Source organism: Streptomyces sp. NBC_01454 (assembly GCF_036227565.1).
Taxonomy (GTDB): Bacteria; Actinomycetota; Actinomycetes; order Streptomycetales; family Streptomycetaceae; genus Streptomyces.
Genome location: NZ_CP109462.1, coordinates 259,289 through 279,056 on the forward strand (window position 1 = coordinate 259,289; position 19,768 = coordinate 279,056).

Sequence of the window (19,768 nt, forward strand, 5' to 3'; positions counted from 1 at the left end):
ACCAGCCCCTGGCGTCACATCTACGCGGCCTGCCGCGCGCCGGCATCCGGGTGCGTGAGGTAGGCGGACAACGACCGCTCCAGGTCCAGGATCACGTCCGTCGGGTCACCGGTGACGGGCGGGTCCAGCACGTACCCGTGGGGCGCCCGCCACAACCGCCCGGGCTCTTCCAGCCCAGGGATCGGCTCGACTGCCGGTGCCCCGCCCCACAGGTGGGCCACCTCGGCGGCGACGTGCTCGGGCAGGGACATCAAGGGGCAGGCCAGATCGCTCAGGCAACTGCCAAGGGACTCGCCGTGGGCCGCTTCGAGGAAGGTGAACCATCCGCGGGTGTCCATCCACCCGACCACCCAGCGCCGCGGCTGTTCCTCATCGGCTTCGCGGTCCTCGTAGTCCTCTCCGAGCGTGATGTAGATCCGGCGGTCCTCGTCGACCTGAACGTCCCAGTCGGCGATCCGCCCGCCACGGGCCTCGATCGCGGCGGCGACGGCACAGGCGTAGGCGTCGGCAGTCTGGGAGAAGGGGACCGTCCCCCGGATCTCGGCGGCCTGGTCCTCCAGCATGCCGCGCACGCTGCGGGAGACCGGCAGTTCACCGCCGCTGGGAAAGAGGTCATGAGGATCCTGGCCGCGCGCCATCTCCCAGCCCTCCCAGTACAGGGCGTCGCTCAGACTCCGCACGTTGTGCACGGTCCGTGTCCAGTTGCCGAGCGTCATGTCCAGGGAGCCGCGGCAGCTCGGCACCAGGACCGCGGTGATGGTGTGCGGGCTGCGCTGCTGCCGCAGGGCCGCCGTGTACTTCGCGCCGTGTCGAGCGGCGGTGCGGGACTTCTTGGAGGTGGTGGGCTGCTTCTTCGGCATGACGTACTCCTGGTGCGACGACCCCACGCTGCCGCCGGCAGTCAGCACTCATACCGGGCAGGGGAACAGAGCACGGGCCCCGGGAGACCTTGGCCAACTGAGTCACCGCGCGGCGTGGGCGCGGGCGACGGCAGCGGACGGCAGTACGCGTCTAGCCGTTCACACCGACGCTACCAAGCACCACTGACAACACCCCGTGCAGCAGGAACCGGTCCGCCCAACATCGAGAACAGGCAGGTCAGAACGCTCAGGCCCGTGAGGAGCGCTCGGTGGCACGGGAGGGAGGAGGGTTCACGGCCGGGATCTCGGACGACGGCCGCGGAGGCAGCGAACTGCTCAGCTCTGAACGGCCGTTGGGCCGCTGCGCTCGCGGGAAGAGGACCGCCAGATCCTCGGCATCCGCCCGGCCGTGCGCGAGCAGATGGCCGGCCACCGAAGCGATGTACGGCCAGTACCGCTCGACCAGGCCATCCACCCGGGCGTAGACCGTAGCGAGCTCCACATGGTCCCAGCCGTCCGGCACCTGCTGCGGACGTCCCGTCCCGTAGGTGAACAGCACCGGCTGCGCGGCATCGACCGACCGGAGCTTGGCCTGATCGCCTACGCCCGCGACCACGTCGTTGAGGAACGCCGTCGCCGGGGTCAACAACTGCTCCTGGTCCAGCCAGCGGTGCGCGGCACGCACTCCCGCAACGTGGAAGGCGAGCACGCTGTCGAGGGGCGCCACCGCGAACGGGCCGACCGAGACGTTCCCGGATTCGGCGTACGCACCCGGCGGGGTAGGGTTTTCCGCCGAGCCAGCACCAAGGACCGCGAGGGACACCGGCAGGCCTTCGGCCATGCCGATGACCGCGTGCCCGGCTTCGTGGTGCGCGTCGCGTGTCCGCACCTGCGCGGCGTCCAGGCCGCCGGTCAGCACGTCGGGCTGCAGCGGGCCGGGGGAGAACGGGCTCGGATACTGCGTGAAGACGTCCAGGCCGTTGATCTGGACCTGCGTCCACATGCGGGTCAGCTGGTCCAGCTCTTGAGCTGGGCGGCGATCTGCCGGACATCGACGGTCCCGGCGAGCGTCGCCTCGACGAGGTCCCCGACCTCGTCGGCCTTCGCCGACACGGTCAACCCGCACATGTTCAAGAAACCGTAGGCCACGGAGAGGGCGAAGATCTCGTTGGAGTGAGCGAGCGCGGGGATCCTCAGCAGACACTGGAGCAAGGCCGCAGCCCGGTGATGCGGCTCCGGGTAGACGACCTGATCCATGATCGTGTCGCTGTGCCGGGCCACGGCCGCGGCTGTCGCACCCCAGTCAGTGATGTCCGGATGGTCACCGAGGCGCTGCTCGATGATTTCCAACAGCCAACGGCGATCGATCGACAGCTGCACGAGGGTCTTTCTGCTCAGGCGACCTGGCGGCCGGGGCGGCTCGGGCCGAACCGGACGGCGAAGGACTCTCCGAGCTCGTCGATGCACGCCTGTGCGCCGGTGAGGAACAGATGCCGGGGCATGTTCGCCTCGACGAGGGCAGTCGCGAACGTGTCGGGGTCGACACCTTCGGCCGCGGCGGCGCGCCGGAGCCTGCCGCCTGACTCGTCGCTCATCTCGACCTGGAACCTCGTCATGAGACCACGGTAGCGGTCCGGGGCCGGGCGGGGGAAGCCGATCCGGTTCTTCCCGTGACCCCGGTCTTCAAAGCGGCCCCTGGCCGGTGGGTGGATCGGACGGTTCACGCGCGGGTCGGCGGGCCGCCGGACAGGTCCCCGACAGCGGCGGCCATCTGCTCCTGGATGAAGCTGCCCAGCTCGCGTACGGCCTCGGGGCCGGGATCAGATCAGACGTGCCGACCCTGCGCTGCTTCCCGCACGCCCAGTGCCAGGCGGTCGTGCTTGTCGGCCAGCGTCTTGAGCTGGTCCGCGAAGCAGACCCAGTCCGCGGGCGGCTGGAGTTCGACGACGGCTGTCCCGTTCCAGACCGGGCCCGGGACATGCAGCTCCCGCATCTTGCGGACCAGGTCGCGCTCCTCGTCGTCCATGGCGCGCATCCGCGACCACGGGCGCCTCCACTCGCCTCCGACAGGGGTGACGAGGTCGTGCTGCAGCAGGTGTCCCATGCGCGACTGCCACCAGTCACGCTTCCGGTAGAGCTCCTGCGCGTGGTCGATACGGTCCATGTCGGCTGCCGAGATGACGCCGTTGACGGTGATGGCTTCGAGGATCTGCTGGTGGAACGCGGTCAGGCGCGGGAGCCTCCGCTTCCTCGTCGGCACCGTGAACGGCTCGAGCCCTGCCTCTTCGCGCAGGATCGCGTGCATCCCCGTCAGGCAGGCGGACTGGTGGAGCTCCCTCCACTCCTGCTCACGCTCGCGCCGGTCGGCCAGACCCAGCAGGCCCGGACAGACCTGGCAAAGCCTCAGGACTGCATCGGGTTCTTCGCTTCCGCTCCACTGCTCCCACCACTGGTGCCCTGTGGCGGGCAGGCGCCCGCAGAGCGCGCACCCCGTGCCGTGGAACGCACCTCCTTCCCGCAGTTCCTTCAGCGCCTTGTAGCTCGCGTGGGGGTAGACCTCCTGGTAGTCGTCGGCGCGGCCGGACACCCCGCCCAGGCCCCGGCAGTCCTCGCACAGGGCGATCGGCGAGGACTTGCGCGGCTCGCCGGGCCGCGAGATCCGGGTGGCCGGCACCTCGCGCCGGCACCAGGAGCAACGGCCGACGGTGCCGGGCTCGGGCTTGCGGTACCGCGGCGTGGTGCGGCTGACGGTCAGGTCGCGGTCCTCCCGGAACAAGACCGTTCCCTCCTCGGAGTACAGGGGGAGCATGAACAACCGCACGGTGGTGCCCTTGCCGGCCAGGGCGAGCCTGGTGCGCCAGTGGCCGTAGCCGACCATGTCGCGGACCAGGCCGGTCATGCCCGCGTCCCTGGCGTCGTCCTCCATCCGGGCCTCGGCCTTGGCCTGCTCGGTCTGGTCCGACAGCCGCGGAGACAGGTGGACGGCGAGGTCGACGTGCAGGAGCTGCTCACGGCCGGGGTCGGAGTAGGGGCCGGCGGCCCGGATCTCCTTGACCCACCAAAGCGAGTCGGGGTCGGCGTTGATGTCGCGTGCCGCAGTGACGACCTTGGCGGCCAGGGCGTCGGCCCTGGCGCGGGTGACCACCTTGCGGCCGGTGCCGCGGCCGAGCCCCACACCGTCTGCTGTGATCTTCCAGCGTCCACCGTCCCGGTCGGCGGCGGTGCCGGAACCGGGTGCGATCAGCAGCCCCTGGCCGGCCATCGCGCCGAGGTAGGCCAGAGCCTGGGGATCGTCCATCGCGAGGTGTTCGCGGACCTCGCGCAGGGTCAGGCCCCAGGTCCCGGCGCGCTTGAGGAGGTCCCTGGTCTGCCGGGTCGGGTGGCCGAGGAACGGTGCGTCGAGGTCGAGGGCCACCTCGCCGCCGCCCATCCCCACGCCGCCGAGCGGCACCAGTGCGGGGCGGTCGGGGTGCGCCGAGGCGCGCAGCAGGTTCTCCTCGTCCTTCCATGCCCGGTAAAGGGCGCCGCGGCGGGCACCGTCGACCCGTTCGAGGTCGGGGTTCTGCACGCTGGCCGCGAGGGCCTTCGCCCGGTCGTCGGGATCGACGGGGGCGGTCTCGTCGTCGTCACCAGGCAGGCTGAGGGCGGCGATGTCGGCCAGCATCAGCGCGAAGTGGTCCCGGCCGTCGTACGCGCTCAGCCAGGGCAGGTCCCGCAGGCCGGCGCTGCGCGGGTGCACGCTGGTGACGTCGACGTTGATCCACTCGGGCTCGGCGAACGGCGCACCGGGCCGGGCCCACAGGATGCGGACCTGCGTCCATCCCCTGTCGCCGAGGTACTGCTGGGCCTGGCGGACGGCGTGAGCGGCGTGGTCCGACGGGATCCAGTGACCAAGCTCCCAGCAGTGGTCCGCATCGGCGCGCCGGGCTCCGGCGCGGTCGATCAGGAACTTCGCCATGTCCTGGCGCAGCCGGTCGCGGACCGCGGCCACGTAGTGGTTCGAGGGAGCGGTGCTGCCCAGAGTCCCGGCGTCCGGCCACGTCACAGCTGCTCCGTCCCATAGCGGGAAGGCCGGCGAAGCGACGGGGGCGGCCTCGCCGACCCCCTGGGTGATGCGCGCAGCTTTGCGGTCGGCCGGCTGGGGTCCGGTCGGGGCGGAGAGGATCCGGACGGCCTCCGCACGGCCGGCCGCGTCCAGCACGGCTGGGAGAAGGCCCTTCTCGGCGGCGTCGACTACGCGCTCCAGGGCACGCTGGTACCCCATCCGCGTCTCGGCGTTGAGAGCCCTGGCGATGTCCTGGCGGTTGCTGATGTTCGTGCTGTTCTTCGGCGACACGACGGCTCCTGCACATTCCGGCCCGGGCCGTCCCACCACGACCGGCGCCGGAGTGCATACAGGGCGGTCAAAGAAAGGCGGGAGCGCCAACGGTCACCACTGCATCACGCTCCCAGCGGCAGCTGGATTCACCACAGCCCGGAGGTGGGTCCGGACACGGCACGCCCGGTGACAGACGCAGCCCCGATCCTATCGCCCGCCCGGCCGCCAGTCCGCGTGGTCCAGCACGTTGTGCACCGACCGAACTCTGCGAGCAGTGGTTATTCACCCCGCTGCCGGGAGCGTCTCCCATCCTGTCGGAGATCCGTTCCCGCTGGACCAAGTGCCCGATTCGTCGACCGGTCCGCCTCGGTGACGTTTCGGCGGTGACGCTTCGGAGCCGTCGGTGCACCCAGCTGCTTCGGGGAAAATTCCCGGCACCCACCCGCCCGCACCTCGCCGCTACGGACGCATCCGAGCCAGCCTGGTTCGCCGAGGTGCGGGCAAGCATCTCGCGGTCCGCGACCGGCGCCTTGGCCTGCCCTTCGGACGTGGGAGGAGCGGGCTCGGCGGCGGGAGCGGAGTGACGACGTCGGCGGAACTTAGCGAACATCCCTTGATCATGCAGAGCCGCCCTGGCCTGCGGCTATCGCCGGCTGGAGCGGCCCGTCTCGTGTCCGCCACACACCGCTCGGGTGAGGGCCTACGCTGGCGGTGTGCCGTCCTTCGCGAAAGATCCCCGCTGCGTCGCCATGGCCGAGGTCCTGATGCCGCTGCTCCAGCGCAGCTGCCCCGACGGCGGCGGCGGGTACGGCGGCGGGTACCAGATGAACCTGGACGATGAGGAAGCGGTCGGGCTGGGTGGAGTGGAGCTGATCCGGGCCGCGATGCGCAAGGCCGCGCGCACGCTCGGCTGGAAGGTGAACACGCTCGGGATGATCGGCACCCGGCACGGCACGATCGTCGTGATCCAGGATCTGCGCGAAGCACCCGAGGAGTTCGCGAAGGCAGTGAACGACGACATGAACGAGCGGTTGATGGCAGCCCTGCACCGGGTCTGGGGTGAGGACGGCGAACCGCCCGCCCAGCGCCGTACGGTCGCTCTGCAGACCCAGGAGTTCCGCGCCGCCGTCGCCGCCCTGACCAGGTAGGCCGTCCGGCGGCCGTGACGGAGGCGCTGCGAGCGACCGTACGGCGGCGCCCCTGCCGCACCGCTGCGGGGCGCGGCGCAGCATGCGCTTCTGCTTCAGGTGCCGGTTGCGATCTGATCCGGATCGGCCTGGGGCAGCGGCCAGTAGTAGCGGTCACGGCCGCTGCCAAGGCATGCGAGAAGCACGTCTTCGGGCATCTGCAGCACCGGGGCGCAGCGGACGAGCTGGGCGGGCGAGATGGTGCCCGTGCCGTCGAGCCATGCGGCGACCAGTGTCTCGGGCAGGATCGCCGCGTCGGCCAGGTCGGCGCAGGTCATCTTGTGTGCGGCCAGCTGGTGGCGCAGGGTGCCGCGTGCGGTGTCCGGCTCGGCGAGTTCGTTCAGCCGCGCGGTGATCTTGCCGGGCAACTGCGGGTCGGGCGCGGGGCGCGCGGGCTCGCGGTGCGCCAGGTAGGACGGGACCGGGGCCGCGAGGGCCCGCAGCGCGTAGGCGGAGCAGTCGTCGAGGAGCTTCAGGGCCCAGGTGCGGGCGTGACGCTCATTCTGGTCCGCGTGCAGCCTCCAGACGTGGGTGCGGCCGGCAAGGCAGAAGTCGCGGTCGACCAGAAGCGGTCCGGCCTGCTCGGCCTGAGCTCGGTCGTGACGCGGCCATACGTCGAGACCGAGAACGGGGGTCGCCAGGAGAAGGGTGAGAAGCCGGTCGAGGCTGGCGGCCATGGCTACCGCGGTGGGTTCGTCGAAGAAACGCCGCTGCGCATAGCCGATGAAGGTCTCGAACTCGTCGCGCAAGTCCGGTGCGGTGGAGGGGCTTTCGGGCACGGTGGCGGTCAGGGCGGGGGTGCTCGCGAAGAACGCGTCCGGGTCGGCGGTGCGCAGCTGGTCAAGGACGTCCGGATTGAAGCCGCGGGCCGCGTCGCGGGCCCGCAGATTGCCGAAGGTGACGAACCAGGCGTTGGGGCGCAGGTCTCCGGTGCCCAGCTGCTGGCTGGCGGGATGGTCGGGATCGGCTGCGACGTGAGCGAGGCCCTCGTCGTAGTGGAACAGCACGTCCTCGTCCTGGAGGAAGGCCTCGCGCCAGAGGCCGAACTGCCGGTGCCGGGCGGTGAACTCCTCGGCTGGCGGGAGCCCGTAGCCCTCGGCGAAGTCCTCGTCGTCTTCGAGGAAGTCGAACAGCACTTCGGCTTCGCGCAGCATCAGGTGGAAGGCGAGTTCCTCGGCGGTGCAGCGCGGCAGGGGTGCGCGGCCGGCCCGCAGGTCGTCGGCGAGGTCGTCGAGCGCGCGGACCATGGCCAGGCGCCAGCTGGCTCCCTGTCCGTCGCAGATCCGGGGCAGCTCCAGCAGGAACGAGTCGTGGAGCCGCCATTCGTCTTCCTCGGATGGCCGGTCGAAGACGCGGTCACCGTAGTGGAGGAGGTCGTGGTAGCCGCGCTCGGCGACGATGCCGGCGGCCACCGCCAGGACCTGGGCCGCCTGCGGGGTGAGGACCTCGGCGAGCTCCTCGTACTCCGCTTGGCCCTCGTAGGCGTCCCACGCCGTGGTCCGGGACCCGAGCCGCAAGAGCTCGGCGCTGCGTTCGGCGGACAGCGGGCCGACAGGGACCAGGGGTGCGCCGTCGAGGTGGGCCTGCGCCCATGCGGGATGCCCACGGTGCGGGTCGCGGGGCGTGGTGATGGAGTAGGGCGAGAACCAGTAGTCGGGCCCGTCCCAGCCTCCCTCGGGCTCGGGAACCGTCTCGTCCTCGATGTCCTCCGCGTCCTCACCGGTGTCCGCGGGCTGGGCTTCGGGGATGGAGTACTTCGCGCCCTCGACGATGAACTGCCAGGCGTCCTCCCAGTACGGTGGACGGTACGAACCCTCCTTGCGCTCCTCGGGCAGGGGGACGCCCAGGGCGCGAAGTTCCCCGTCGGTGGCCGCGCACGCGCGTGATGCCAGGGTGAGCATCTGAGCGAGGGCCCAGTCCTCCGCCGCACAGCGCGGCAGCGGGGCCTTTCCGGCGTCGAGATCCTCGGCCAGATCGTGGAAGGCGCGGGCCGCCCCGGCCCGGAAGGCGCGGTCGCGGGTGTCGCAGGCTTCGGGCGCCAGGTGCAGAACGGTGCCGGTTGCCTTCGGGGCGGAGCGATCGAAGGACCGGTCTCCGTAGGTGGCGGCGTCACGGTAGGCGAGGGTGGCGAGCATGCGGCCGGCCGCCGTCAGAAGACCACGGGAGAACGCGGGCAGTGATCTGTCCAGGTCCTCTTCCGGGAGCTCGTAGTACTGGGCGTCCTCGGCGTAGGCACTGAACGCGTCGGTGTCTTCGGGCCTGCTCAATTCGTCTCTCCACCCCGTCCCGCCCGGGGCGGTAGGGCGGCGACCGGTTCAGTCTTCCACGCCGAGTCGGGCAGCGGCGCCGCGTGCGGGCGACAGCCGGACGCCCGGCGCCAGCGTGGCGTGCCTGCAGCTCCGGACGTGGTCAGGAACAACCGCATGGCTGCCTCAGCGGCTGAAGATGACGGTGAGCACCGCGACTTTCGACAGCGCATCGGCGACACCCCGCTCGGCCGCGGCCTCCAGGTCCGACGAAGGGGGCTCTTGGCCGAGCGAGTGCAGCAGGCGGGCGTGCTGGTAGGCAAAACCCAGCTCCGCGGCTGTTTCCAGGGCCGCTGCGACGGCCTGACCGTCGGGACGAGTACCCCGTTGACGCGCCGCGACCTGCCGGGTCGCGTGATCGCCGAGCGGACCGCTCGTCTCAAGGAGGAACATCGCCCAGTCCGACCGGTGCATGAGCGCCGACAGTGACACCGGCCCGAGCACGCTTCCGGATTCGGGGGCGGACCTGGGGATCGTGCTGGGACCCGACCGCCGGCGCCGGGCGCCAGCGTCATCGGTGTCGTCCTCGTCCTGGAGGATGTCGATGAACCATCCCCCGATTCCGGGCAGGCCGTCGACGTCGTCCTGCCAGACGGGGTACGCACCCAGCCGGGGTGCCTCCTGGGTGACCCGGCGCTTCTGCACATCGCAGTCGTCATGCGGTACGTCGACCCGGTCGGAGGCAGCACCAGGGTCGGGTTCGGCGGGTTCGCGGGAGGGTGCGCCACGGCGCTCGGGCGGTCCGGTGCGGTCGAGGAATCGTACGAACTCCTCTTGCGTGAAGCCGTAGGCGTCGCACAGTCCGGGCCAGTCGTGACGGTGGGGGATCGTACGCCCTGACTCCCAGTTGCTCACCGTGCTCACGGACGACACGTTGGCGGTGGCGGCGATCTCGGAGCGGCTCTTTCCCGCACGAACCCGACGTGTCATCAACTCGCGGGCCAGGGGCGGCGCGTCCACGGCCCAGGTGAGCAGGTCACGGGCGGCCGTCAGGTGCTTCTCCTCGCCGGTCACCTGCTGCAGGATGCGCAGCACCATACGCGCGACCAGCCGCCGCGGATTGGTCTCGGGATCTTCCGGGGCCCCGGCGTAGGGGCCGCGGCGGCTGTCCGGGATCTGGTAGTAGGCGCCGTCGATCAGGAGTTCGCCGTCGAAGATCTCGTCGGTCTCGCGGTAGCCGTGGTCGTTGGACTGGCTCATCATCCCGGCGAAGGCGAGGACTCGCAGGTCATCGTCGCTGGGCGTGCTGGTCGGGCCGTTCGGCAGGCAGATCCGGGCGAGATCGGCCAGGCACACCAGGAACGCCCGCTGGTCAGGGGTAGTGGGCGTAGGACGGTGTTCGAGCGCGGCGGCCATGGCGAGCACGGCGGCGCTACGGCGCTTGCGTACGTCGGGGTGGAGCGGACGCGATTCCTGTCGTTGTGCGGTCACGGAACACAGCGTGAAGGGCCTCGACCAGCGAAAACAAGGCGCTCCGGAAACGTTGACATCAACGGTTTCGGCCGCCGGACGCGTCTGCGCGGACGGGCTTTCCGCGGCCGGTGAAGCCGGTGGCGCTGCCGCCCAGGACCTCCGGAGCCGCAAGCGAGGCTCCATAGGGGAGCCGGATCCTCGGCGGCTTCACCAGGCGAGTGAGTCCGCTGTCCCGCGCCAGAATGAGAGACTCCTCGACCCCCACGACGCTCGCCATCGGAGAGTCCCCGCTGGGCAAACATCGCATCGAGTCATGGTCACTCCCTCTCCTTGGACCGGGGCATCTTCCAACGGTCAGCTCGATAGCTGGCCGGCTCATTGTTGCCCGGCCGCGGTGGGTTGAGGCTGCGGACCATGGCACAGTCAGGCGTCAGCGTGAAGGTCACCTTCTGCCCGGTGACGGTGATGCACTCCGGGCCGAGGACCACCTGACCTTTGGTCGGGGCCCGCAGCAGCTTGTCGACGACCTTGCGGATCGCCTCGTGTCGCTTTTCCGGAGCAACGTTCCGGAAAAATGGCGAGTTGAGGGCGTCTGCGTGACACAGGACGTAGGAGCGGCGGCCAACGCGACGGATGGTGCTCTCGTCCCTGATGGGGCGCCGGGGGGTCGGCAGAGGAACGGACTGACCATTCTCGTCGTATGCCTGACCAGCGGGAAGCAGGGGCCAGGCTGGTGCGGGGATCGCCGCGGCACGACGGGCCTCCGCCTCCGCGCGTTGCGTGCGCATGCGCTGCTCGTGCGCCTCCTGCCGCTGCTCCTGCGCCTCTCGCTGGTGTTCCTTTCGGCGCTCGGCTTCGAGTTCCTTGCGGCGTCGTTCGTCCAACATCGCGAGCAGGTCACCGACCGGGACGTGGATCTCCTTGTCGAACCAGGAGGTTGGCGGTCCGGAGTACTTGATGACTCGTCGGCACCCGCGGTCCAGGATGAAGGTGTACGAGTCATCTCCCTCACCGTCGGCCTTGTGACTGCGGGCACGGCACCCCGACTGTTTAAGGGCGAGCCTGCCGGTCTGGAGGATACGCGCGAGGAGTTGCCGGATCTGCTGCTCAGCGGTCGCGTCTGAGACGACGTGCGCGGCGATGTACGCACTCCGTGCGCTCTGGGCGATCTCGACTTTCTGCGCGAGCGCGTTCGCCTGCTCCGGGGAGAAGCGGTCGGTGGCAGTCCAGGCTTCAGGCCTCCCACCAGGCTGGGGCGGCGGTTGATGACTCATGCCCCGAGGGTAACGACGCGCCCTCGGCGTGTGGCAGTCCGTGGCCTTTTGGGCGGTCATCGTGGCGCCCGGCGGTCATTCGGGGCTCCCCTTTGTGGATAGCTCAGGGTGACATTCACCGCCGGCCCGCGCTCACGAACGGCTCGGAGCAGCTCATGGAGCTCTTCATGCGCTGGGTACTGGGCGAGGAGCCGGTCCGCCTCGATCCACAGGACACGGTGTCCTTCATATGTGTCCGCGAACGGGCCGAACCGCACTTCGGTCGCTGCCGAACCCAGCTCTCGGCACTCGATCGTGTGGAGGGCTCGCTTCAGCTGATTGACGAACAGCCGAACGTCGGAGTCGGGCGGCAGGTTTGCCTTCCCGAGAGTGACCGGCCCGATGAGGATGCGCTGTCCCTCCTCCAAGGCAACGGCGGAACGCTTCGCGGCTGGCCACAGACGCAGGTTCAACCTTCTCCACCTTTCCCGGTTCCAAGGCCGTCGTGACTCGGATGCTCGGATGTCGTGTCGTCATTCGCCGGCCCGATCCCGAACACAGCACGCATGTGGGTTGTGCGGCGCCGCAGTTCGGACCATTCCTCGTGGCTGCGCTGGTCCGGGGCCATGGCGGCGAGCAGCTCGTCGAGCGCCTTGAGGGCGTCTCGGCCGCGGCGGCGACGCAGGGCTTCTCGTGCCTGGACGAGCAGGGCCGCGCGATCGTCGGCGCCGGCGGTACGCCGGTGCAGCGCGGTGAACTGGGTCATCAGGGGAGAGAGGAAGTCGGTGAGCATCCGGTCGGCCCACGCGCGTTGCTGGCTGAGCCGGCCTCGGCGGACGGCGAGAACCACTCCGGCCAGCCACAGCGGCTGCATCACGATCCGTACGAGCGGTGAGTCGGCCTGCGGTATCAGCCCGGTCATCAGCAGCACGCTGTAGAGCACGAGCGCGCCGCCCAGGACCATCATCCAGCCCAGCATCGACCGGGGTTGAACAACCAGGTAAGGACGCCGCTGTGCTGCGGCTGCGAGCAGCATGGTCCGTTCGACGGCGAGGCCGGCGAGGACGAGCCAGGCGGCCTCTGCGGCGAGCGGCGCAGCACCAGGGGGCACAGGTCTCTCCTACTCGGGGCGCGGACAAGGCGGGCGGGCCGCTCAGAACAGCCGAGGTAGTAGCCAGATGCGGGCTGTGACCGCCGAGATCACGGCGAGGACCAACGTACAAGAGGCGATCAACAGGCCTCTTTTCTGAAGCTGGTCCGTGCTCTCGCAGCCTGGTGAGTAGGTCGTTTCTCACGCACTTGCGGCCCCCAGCGAGTTGGCGGCCAGCAGCGTGTTGAGGAGGGCCACGGTCTCGGGCGAGCTGTCGAGCCCGGTCTCGGTGGAGATCCTGTTGAGCTGGTGGGCGGTGCGCTCGAGTCCGGCCCGGTCGCCGGTCGCGCTGTAGATCTGGAAGAGGTCGCGGTAGAGCAGTTCGGCCTGGATGTCGCAGGTGAGTCCGACGGATGCGGCGTTCGCCGCGGCCCGGAAGTCACGGACAGCCATCCGGCGTGCGGCGAGTTCGTGGGCGACGTCGACGGTGGCGGAGATCATCTCCTGGATGTCGTGTTCGGCCCATACGTAGCGGCTCTGGTCGATGTCGGCGAAAGGGCGGCCGCGGACCAGGGCGAGGGCGTGGGCGAGGGCGGTGTCGGCGTCCTCGCCCTGGTGGTGCATGCCCCTGAGGTAGAGGTCTTTGAACTGGTGCCAGTCGGCGGTGACGTCCTGGTTGAAGGCGTAGACGCCGTTGTTGATGGGCGGCAGGTAGGAGCTGTCGGGGGCGTCTGCGGCCAGGCGCGGGTCGCGCCCGAGCCAGGTCCGCAGCTTGCTGATGGCGGTGTTGCGGGTGCCTGCGTACACGCGCTGGCCGGGCCAGACCGCTTCGTCGAGCTCGTGGCGGTTGCGGCCGGGGTGCAGCACCAGCCACGCCGCGATCTCGGTGAGGGAGTTGCGGCGGTTGGACTCGACGCGGCCCAGGGCACCGACCACGTCGACCGGGCCCAGGACGCGGATCTGCGGAGCGGCCGGCGGGTCGGGCGGTGTGTTCAGGGCCGCGAGAACGCTGGAGGTGACGGCGGTGACCCGGGCGAGGAGCGGCTCGGGTGCCTGCACCTTCGGGGCGGCCTCGGATGCCGGCTCGGGGCCGGCGTCCGTGTCGTCGGCGAGGCCGTCGGCGCCGGCGTCGGGTGCCGGACCGACCGGGCTGTCATCGTCGGCGCCGAGGTCTTCAGGCACATCGAACGGGGAACGGTCGCGCTGCTCGCTGAGAACTTCGGCGAAGACGTCGTCGAAGTCCGCCGTGGATCCGTTGTCAGGATCGTGAGGGGCGGCCGGCTCGTCGAGGTCTGCGGGGACGGAAGGGGCGTTGCTGACGGCAGGGCTCAGGGCGCTGTCCTCGTCCGGCGCCCACGGCTCCGGCCCGTCGGTGTACGGCGGGTACGCCGTGGAGGCTGGGTCTTCATCGTCGACCGGCGTGTCCGTCGGCGGCAGTTCGGCCTCCGGGGACTGTTCCACCGGGAATTCGGGCCCGTCCTGCGGGCCGTATCCGGCGGCTTCCGGCGACAGACCACTGTCGAAGTCCGATTCCGGGTGGGCCTCCAGTCCGGCTTCGGGCGCGGTGCCGGTTGTTGCCGGGGCGAGAGCGCTGAAGTCGGGGAGAGCCACGGCGGAGTCGCTCGCGGACGTCGTGGTGACGTGGACCTGGACGGGTGCCGGCTGGCTGCCGGTTGCCTGCGGGGCGAGCGCCGAGCCGTCGTCGTCCCAGAGGTCGAGGTGAGATGCGGCGTCGGGTTCCGCGGTCCACGGCGGTGCGGGGACGTCGTCGGTGCGGTTGGCCGTCGACAGCAGGTCCAGCAGCGGCGCGTACGCCTCGGCCTCCAGGCGCTGCAACGTGACGGTCAGGTCTAGGCCCGGGAGTTCGACTTCGGCGCCGGGTGCGGCGGGCACGAGCCAGGTGCCCGGCAGCTGGAGAGCCCCGTCGGCGGCGGTGATCACGGCGAGCGCGGTGCGGGGCCGGGAGGAGAGCAGGTCGGCCAGGTCCTCGGCGTGCTGTTCGGTCGGCACGTTCGGGCACATGAGGACCTGGGGGATCCAGGTGTCGCCGCCGTCGGCGCCAAGGCGTGCGGCAAGGAGGCTGTCGGCGCCGGCTGCGTCCAGGGCGCCGCGCTGGAGGGCGTCGTGCGCGCGCACTTCGTCCAGGGCGGAGCTGAGCGCCGGATGATGCTGGACACGGGCGGGGAAGACGTCCTGGAGTTCGGCGCCGAGGCCGGACAGCTGCAGGGAGGTGTCGTCGGTGAGCGCGGAGGAGGCGAGTTCCACCGCCATCCCGAGCATGACCGCGGTCACGTCCTGCGTGCTGCCGTGCAGCTGGAGCAGGCCGATGGTCTCGAGGTTGATCAGGACAGGGTCGCCGTCGGGTGTCTCGCCGATGCTGACCAGGGCCGGGTAGGGGGCGTTGGTGTCGCGGGCCTCGTCGGAGGACAGCAGTGCCGCGCCGCGGCCGGGGCACCACCACACCGCCGGGTTGGACTCGCTCTCGGTGAAGGGGGCGAGGGCCGGGGCCGGTGCCGAGAGGTGAACTTCGAGTCCACGCGCATCGAGCCGGGCCGCTTCGATCTCGGGCAGAGGCCGGCCGGTGCGGGCGCAGTTGGCCGCCAGGGCACGCAGGGCCTGGTGCAGCAGGTCGAGTCCGTCGGCAGAGGCGTTGTTGCGCATCTCCTGCTCGAGGTCGGCGCTGGCCGTGTTCTCGTCGGGCATCGGGATACGCCGCTTGTGGCGACGGCGGCGCTGCTGGTGGGCGCGGCGCGCGCCGAGCACGGCCAGTACGGCCGCCGCGAACAGGCTCGTGACCGCGGCCGCGGTGACGGCGACGCTCGGGCCGTCGTCCTCGCCGGCGGTCTCGGCCGCAGGCGTGTGCTGGTCGGGGGCCGCCGGGGAGGAGCGTTCGGGCGCGGGGGTGGCGGGCGCGGACGGCTCGGAGGCAGAGGGCATGGGGTCCCGGTTGGTGTCGGAGCCGGCGGCATCACGGTCAGGGGTGTCGGGCTTCTGGGGCGGAGCGGTGGGCGACGTCTCCTTCTCACCGGTGTCCTTGCCCGTGGAGGAGTCCTGATCGGCGCTGGGGTGCTCGTCGGCGGGCTTGTCCTGGGAAGGCGCGGAGGCGGCGCCGGGCAGGACGAGCTTCCACCCGGGGTAGATCTCGTCCGGGTCAGTGAATGTGCGGCCGTCGTCCTGCTTCTTGCCCTGGTTGAGGCGGGCGATGTCCATGTAGTCGCCGGCGTCGCCGAGTTCGTCTTCGGCGATCGTCGACAGGTTCTCGCCGGAGCGCACCGTGTGCTCGCTGTGGCGGGCGCCGGAGGGCTCCGCAGTCTGGTCCTGCTGCTTCCAGTCCTTGGGCATGGACAGTTTCCAGCCCGGCTGGAGGACGCCGCGGGCGGAGAACTTCGTGCCGTCGGTCATGGTGTGCCCGTCGTTGGCCTGGGCGATCTCTGTCCAGCGCGCGGCGTCGCCGAGTTCCTGCTGCGCGATCTTGCTAAGGCTGTCGCGGGGCTGGACGGTGTAGTGGGTGGTGGTCGCCGCCGCGGGCGCGGAGCGGGGTGCGCTGGCGGGTGCGGCCTGCGGCGCCGCGGCCGCGGAGACGTGGGTGGGGGCGTGCGCGGGGGCCGCGTGGGAGGGGGCGGCCATGGCGGTGCCGGCGGGCAGCAGGAGCAGTACCCCGCCGACGAGGGTGGCGGCCAGACGCTGGACGCCCATCGACGGCATGGACAGGCTCGGCCGGCCGCGCAGCTGGGCGGGGATCTCCAGCACGGTGCACACGGCGAAGACGGCCCAGCCGATCCATCCGCCGGCCATGACGACGGCGAAGAACGGTGCGCCGAGGTTACGGGAGGTCAGCAGCGTGGTGACCTCGTCCAGGGAGACCCCGTGGGGCAGCAGCACGCCGGTGAGGAACCACAGCAGTGCGGGCAGCCCGGCCAGCAGCGCGAGCAGGATCAGGAGGCTGGCCAAGCCGCGCAGGAGGTTGACGGCGGGGCGGCGGGAGCGGCGGGGTGTCATGGCGGGATTCACTCCTCAGGAGCGCCGACGCCGTGGAGCAGCTCGGCGGAGGCGTGGCCTTCGACGTCCAGCGAGGGCTGGCCGATGACCTGCAGGAAGACGGTGGGGCGCCGGGTGGTGACGTCGACGGTGATGGTGGTGCCGTTGCCGTCGACGGTGACGGTGCCGTCCACTCCGGCGGCCGTCAGGTAGCGGCGGGCCTCGGCCGCGGCCTGGGCCGGATCGAGGACGACGGCGTCGCCCGGTACGGCCTGCGCGGGGTCGATGGCCTGCGCGCCGGCCCGGGCGGCTTCGGCGGCGATCGCGTCGGCGTGCTCGATGTCGCGGAGCTTGCCGCCCAGGTCGTAGGTGATCCCGAGCATGATCAGCAAGGGGATCACCATGAGGATCCACCACAGGGACAGGGAGCCGCGGTCGTCGCGCAGCGGGGTGAGGAGCGTGCGAAGACGCGTCAGTGGGTTCATCGCTGCCGGTACCTGTCGATGACGGAGGTGAAGGACGACTCGACGGTCTTGGATCCGAACCCGGCGCCCAGGTCGGCGAGCGAGACGGTGCAGCGGACGCGCGCGGTGACCGCCCCGTACTGGCCCAGCGGTGCGGAGAAGCCGGAGGTGTCCACGGTGACCGACGTGCTCGCGCAGTGCAGTTTGCTGTCGTCGAACGCCGACTGGGCCGCCGCCTTGGCTCGCGGGTAGGCCTCGTTTGCGGTGCGTGCGAGGGAGGCCTCGCGGGCGGCGTCGGCGGCCGCGGCGTCGACCGCGTTGCTCGCGGTGATGACGCGCCCGGCGACCATGGCCAGCGCGAAGAACAGCAGGACGGCCGGCACCCACATGACGAACTCGACCGCGATGCGGCCCTCGTCGTCGTCCGGGTTCCAGCGCGCGGGCAGGGTCACGGGTTGGACCACCTTTCCACCGGGCCGCTGGCGTGCTCGGTCACGGTGATGTTCAGGCCGAGCACGGACTGGGCCTTGCCGGTCACGGTGTACTCGATGCGTTCGGCGCTGCTGTGGGCGCTCACCCGGGGGGCGAGCAACGTGGAGCCGACGCGGTCGAAGACCGCGTCGGCCCGCTGGACGCCCTCGCCGGGGGTGCTGCCGTAACCGCGGGCGCCGGCGATCGCCTCGCGGGCGGCGGTGGTCGCCGCGGTCTTGGCGAAGTAGATGTTGCAGGCGTCCACCACCAGGAAGACGAGCAGGAGGGCGGCGGGAAAGCACATCAGCATCTCCAGCGACGCGTCTCCGTCGTCCTCGCGCAGCCGTCTTCCCAGGCGGCGGGCCCAGTCGGGGCAGCGCATCACAGGCCCTTCATGCCATCGAGCTTGTTCTGGCCCAGGACCTTGAACGCGGCGATGGCGATGGCGGCGAAGGCCACGACCCCCACGATCCACATGATCATCGAGATGTTGTTGTCGCCCCGGTCGTCCTCCTCGCGCAGTGTGTCCAGGTGGCCGTGGACGAGCGCGGTCAGTCGGAGCACGGCGGCGTGGGCGGTGGCGGCTATGCGCAGGTTCAGGTCGTTCACGGTGGTGCTCCCTTGGGTGCTGTTCAGACGGAGAAGATGCGCGCCACGGCCGGGAACCCGAAGAACACGAGCAGCACCATGGACAGCAGGGTCACGGGCACTACGAGGCTTTCGGAGGCGGCGTTGGCGCGGGCCTGGTCATCGGCGGCCTGTTCGTCGGCGAGGCTTTCGGCGCGGCTGCGCAGCGTGGCGTAGATGGCGGCGCCGTCGGTGCCGGCGCTGCTGACGATGTCGGCGATGTCGGCGGCGGCCGGCACGTCGAGTTCGTCGGAGATCTGGCGCAGTGCCTCCCAGGCGGGGGCACGGTCGAGGCGGGCACGCAGCAGGGCGGCCTGGATGCGCTGGAAGACCCAGCCGCTGCCGACCTCGGCGGGCCGTTCCAGGGTGTCCTGGGCGCCGGCGCTGGAGACCCGCTCCATCGCGGCGAGTTCGGCGTACGCCATGACCGCCTGCGTGGCCTCGGCGCGGGCGCGGGCGGCGCGCTTGGCGAGCTGGGCGTCGGGCACGAACCACATCCCCGCGCCGGCCAGCAGGCCGACGAGACCGGACAGGACGATCGGGAACTGGACGCCGGCCATCGCGACGATCAGCGTGAACAGGGAGGGCAGCAGCAGCCCGACGGCGAAGTGCAGCAGCTTCGCCCCGAACAGCTCCCCGACCGATTCGCCGACCAGGTTCAGGTTCTTGACCGGGATGGTGATGCCCGGCCAGTGGCGCACGCGCTCGGCGACCGCGTCCCCGGCGCGCGTCAGGGCAGGGGGTTCGTCGTCGGTCTTGTGGGACCGGGGAGCGGCGGCGGTGCCGTGCAGGCGCTCCAGGGCGGGGCCCAGGGCGGGCCCGGAGGGGAAGAGCTCGCGCACGAGCAGGAACAGGCCGGCGCCCATGCCGGCACCGATGAGCAGGGCCAGAGCGAGCGGTGTCATCGGACCCCCTCCATCTGCTCGGCCGGCTTGGCCGCGGGTGAGGCGGGAGCGCTGTTGCCCATGAAGCCGGGCAGCGTGACGGTGGCGCCGAGCCGGTTCATCCACCAGAACAAGGCGACCACGGCGGCCATCAGGACCAGCATGACGATCATCCCCAGGGGTGTTCCGTACGGCTCGACCTGCTCCTTGTTGAAGGAGGTGGCGATGACGACGACGACGGTGATGGCACAGATCCAGCGGACCGTGGTGCGGTGCTTGGCCCGGTAGGCCTCGGTGTCGCGGCGGCGCCGGACGATGTCCTTGGTGCGGTTGCCCAGGTCGGACAGGACGTCGGCAAGGCCGGGGCCGCGGTCGCGGATGCGCAGGAGGAGCGCGGCGGCGACCAGGTCGGCCCGCGGGTCGCCCAGGGCCCTGGCGAACGCGGTCAGGGCCTCGCGCGGCTCCATCCGCGAGTGCAGCCGCACGGCAAGGTCGGCGACCTCCCGCTCGATCGGCTTGGGCGCGGTACGCACCGAGGTGGCGATCGCGTCCTCGATCCCGATGCCGGTCTTCACCAGGTCGGACAGGCGCTTGGTCCACTGGGCGAGCGCTTCGAGGCGCTCGATCTGCTCGGTCGCGCTCTTGTTGGGGTTCAGCAGCCACGGCAGGAAGAAGACGGTGAGGGCCATGAGCAGCGCGGAGGGCAGCCACCCGGTGACGGCCCAGATCAGCATGGCGCCCGCGGCCGCGCCGCCGATCTGCAGGCGCAGCATGCGGCGGGCCCTGGGCGGCCGGGCCTGGCGGACTTTCACCGGGCGGGCGGAGGCCGGGGCGGCGGAGCCGCGGAATCCGGCGAAGACCAGCAGCAGGCCAGCCACCATGCCCGCCGTGACGAATCCGGCGATCAGCATCCCCAT

Annotated in this window: 18 protein-coding genes; 1 reads left to right on the forward strand and 17 read right to left on the reverse strand. The window is 71.0% G+C overall.

Annotation, left to right across the window (positions count from 1 at the left end; all coding sequences use genetic code 11):
* Window positions 1-20 precede the first annotated feature (20 nt).
* From OIU81_RS41100 to OIU81_RS41120, 5 genes are all read right to left on the reverse strand, one after another.
* Window positions 21-860, reverse strand: coding sequence for a DUF6292 family protein (locus OIU81_RS41100; protein ID WP_329156084.1), 840 nt, complete (start codon window positions 858-860; stop codon window positions 21-23).
* A gap of 247 nt (window positions 861-1,107) precedes the next feature.
* On the reverse strand, window positions 1,108-1,863 hold the full coding sequence (locus OIU81_RS41105) for a hypothetical protein (RefSeq protein ID WP_329156085.1): 756 nt from the start codon (window positions 1,861-1,863) through the stop codon (window positions 1,108-1,110).
* Between the two features lie 5 nt (window positions 1,864-1,868).
* The gene (locus OIU81_RS41110; protein WP_329020759.1) at window positions 1,869-2,240 is read right to left on the reverse strand and encodes a fic family toxin-antitoxin system, toxin component; all 372 of its coding nucleotides are present in this window, start codon (window positions 2,238-2,240) and stop codon (window positions 1,869-1,871) included.
* A gap of 14 nt (window positions 2,241-2,254) precedes the next feature.
* Window positions 2,255-2,476, reverse strand: a complete 222-nt coding sequence (locus tag OIU81_RS41115; protein ID WP_329156088.1) for a hypothetical protein — start codon at window positions 2,474-2,476, stop codon at window positions 2,255-2,257.
* A 209-nt stretch (window positions 2,477-2,685) separates the two neighbouring features.
* Window positions 2,686-5,196 (reverse strand): hypothetical protein, encoded by a 2,511-nt coding sequence (locus OIU81_RS41120; RefSeq protein WP_329156089.1) that lies wholly within the window; start codon window positions 5,194-5,196, stop codon window positions 2,686-2,688.
* Window positions 5,197-5,891: 695 nt separating this feature from the next.
* Between OIU81_RS41120 and OIU81_RS41125 the strand changes: the two genes are divergently transcribed.
* Entirely contained in the window at window positions 5,892-6,326 is a 435-nt protein-coding gene (locus tag OIU81_RS41125) for a hypothetical protein (RefSeq protein WP_329156090.1), read from the forward strand.
* 95 nt (window positions 6,327-6,421) lie between these two features.
* Here OIU81_RS41125 and OIU81_RS41130 read toward each other — a convergent pair whose 3' ends face one another.
* From OIU81_RS41130 to OIU81_RS41185, 12 genes are all read right to left on the reverse strand, one after another.
* Window positions 6,422-8,632, reverse strand: a complete 2,211-nt coding sequence (locus OIU81_RS41130; RefSeq protein ID WP_329156091.1) for a hypothetical protein — start codon at window positions 8,630-8,632, stop codon at window positions 6,422-6,424.
* Between the two features lie 165 nt (window positions 8,633-8,797).
* Window positions 8,798-10,102, reverse strand: coding sequence for a helix-turn-helix domain-containing protein (locus OIU81_RS41135; RefSeq protein WP_329156093.1), 1,305 nt, complete (start codon window positions 10,100-10,102; stop codon window positions 8,798-8,800).
* 299 nt (window positions 10,103-10,401) lie between these two features.
* Entirely contained in the window at window positions 10,402-11,358 is a 957-nt protein-coding gene (locus OIU81_RS41140) for a hypothetical protein (RefSeq protein WP_329156094.1), read from the reverse strand.
* Between the two features lie 56 nt (window positions 11,359-11,414).
* A complete protein-coding gene (locus OIU81_RS41145) occupies window positions 11,415-11,810 on the reverse strand; it encodes a hypothetical protein (RefSeq protein ID WP_329156096.1) in 396 nt (131 codons plus the stop codon).
* A complete protein-coding gene (locus tag OIU81_RS41150) occupies window positions 11,807-12,448 on the reverse strand; it encodes a hypothetical protein (protein WP_329156098.1) in 642 nt (213 codons plus the stop codon). The genes OIU81_RS41145 and OIU81_RS41150 overlap by 4 nt, the downstream gene beginning before the upstream one ends.
* A gap of 180 nt (window positions 12,449-12,628) precedes the next feature.
* Window positions 12,629-16,426: a LysM peptidoglycan-binding domain-containing protein gene (locus OIU81_RS41155; protein WP_329156099.1), complete on the reverse strand. Its 3,798-nt coding sequence runs from the start codon at window positions 16,424-16,426 to the stop codon at window positions 12,629-12,631.
* A gap of 8 nt (window positions 16,427-16,434) precedes the next feature.
* Window positions 16,435-16,890 (reverse strand): pilus assembly protein TadG-related protein, encoded by a 456-nt coding sequence (locus tag OIU81_RS41160; RefSeq protein WP_329156100.1) that lies wholly within the window; start codon window positions 16,888-16,890, stop codon window positions 16,435-16,437.
* On the reverse strand, window positions 16,887-17,321 hold the full coding sequence (locus OIU81_RS41165; protein WP_329156102.1) for a TadE/TadG family type IV pilus assembly protein: 435 nt from the start codon (window positions 17,319-17,321) through the stop codon (window positions 16,887-16,889). Before OIU81_RS41165 ends, OIU81_RS41160 begins: the two co-directional genes overlap by 4 nt.
* Entirely contained in the window at window positions 17,318-17,722 is a 405-nt protein-coding gene (locus tag OIU81_RS41170; protein ID WP_329156103.1) for a TadE/TadG family type IV pilus assembly protein, read from the reverse strand. Before OIU81_RS41170 ends, OIU81_RS41165 begins: the two co-directional genes overlap by 4 nt.
* Window positions 17,722-17,949: a hypothetical protein gene (locus OIU81_RS41175; RefSeq protein ID WP_329156105.1), complete on the reverse strand. Its 228-nt coding sequence runs from the start codon at window positions 17,947-17,949 to the stop codon at window positions 17,722-17,724. The genes OIU81_RS41170 and OIU81_RS41175 overlap by 1 nt, the downstream gene beginning before the upstream one ends.
* A gap of 23 nt (window positions 17,950-17,972) precedes the next feature.
* Window positions 17,973-18,872: a type II secretion system F family protein gene (locus tag OIU81_RS41180; protein ID WP_329156107.1), complete on the reverse strand. Its 900-nt coding sequence runs from the start codon at window positions 18,870-18,872 to the stop codon at window positions 17,973-17,975.
* On the reverse strand, window positions 18,869-19,768 hold the full coding sequence (locus tag OIU81_RS41185) for a type II secretion system F family protein (protein ID WP_329156109.1): 900 nt from the start codon (window positions 19,766-19,768) through the stop codon (window positions 18,869-18,871). Before OIU81_RS41185 ends, OIU81_RS41180 begins: the two co-directional genes overlap by 4 nt.

Coding starts and splice junctions, on each gene's coding strand:
- OIU81_RS41100 (WP_329156084.1), bottom strand. CDS start 860: ATGCCGAAGAAGCAGCCCACCACCTCCAAGAAGTCCCGCACCGCCGCT.
- OIU81_RS41105 (WP_329156085.1), bottom strand. CDS start 1,863: ATGTGGACGCAGGTCCAGATCAACGGCCTGGACGTCTTCACGCAGTAT.
- OIU81_RS41115 (WP_329156088.1), bottom strand. CDS start 2,476: ATGACGAGGTTCCAGGTCGAGATGAGCGACGAGTCAGGCGGCAGGCTC.
- OIU81_RS41140 (WP_329156094.1), bottom strand. CDS start 11,358: ATGAGTCATCAACCGCCGCCCCAGCCTGGTGGGAGGCCTGAAGCCTGG.
- OIU81_RS41155 (WP_329156099.1), bottom strand. CDS start 16,426: ATGACACCCCGCCGCTCCCGCCGCCCCGCCGTCAACCTCCTGCGCGGC.
- OIU81_RS41160 (WP_329156100.1), bottom strand. CDS start 16,890: ATGAACCCACTGACGCGTCTTCGCACGCTCCTCACCCCGCTGCGCGAC.
- OIU81_RS41170 (WP_329156103.1), bottom strand. CDS start 17,722: ATGCGCTGCCCCGACTGGGCCCGCCGCCTGGGAAGACGGCTGCGCGAG.
- OIU81_RS41180 (WP_329156107.1), bottom strand. CDS start 18,872: ATGACACCGCTCGCTCTGGCCCTGCTCATCGGTGCCGGCATGGGCGCC.
- OIU81_RS41185 (WP_329156109.1), bottom strand. CDS start 19,768: ATGGGGATGCTGATCGCCGGATTCGTCACGGCGGGCATGGTGGCTGGC.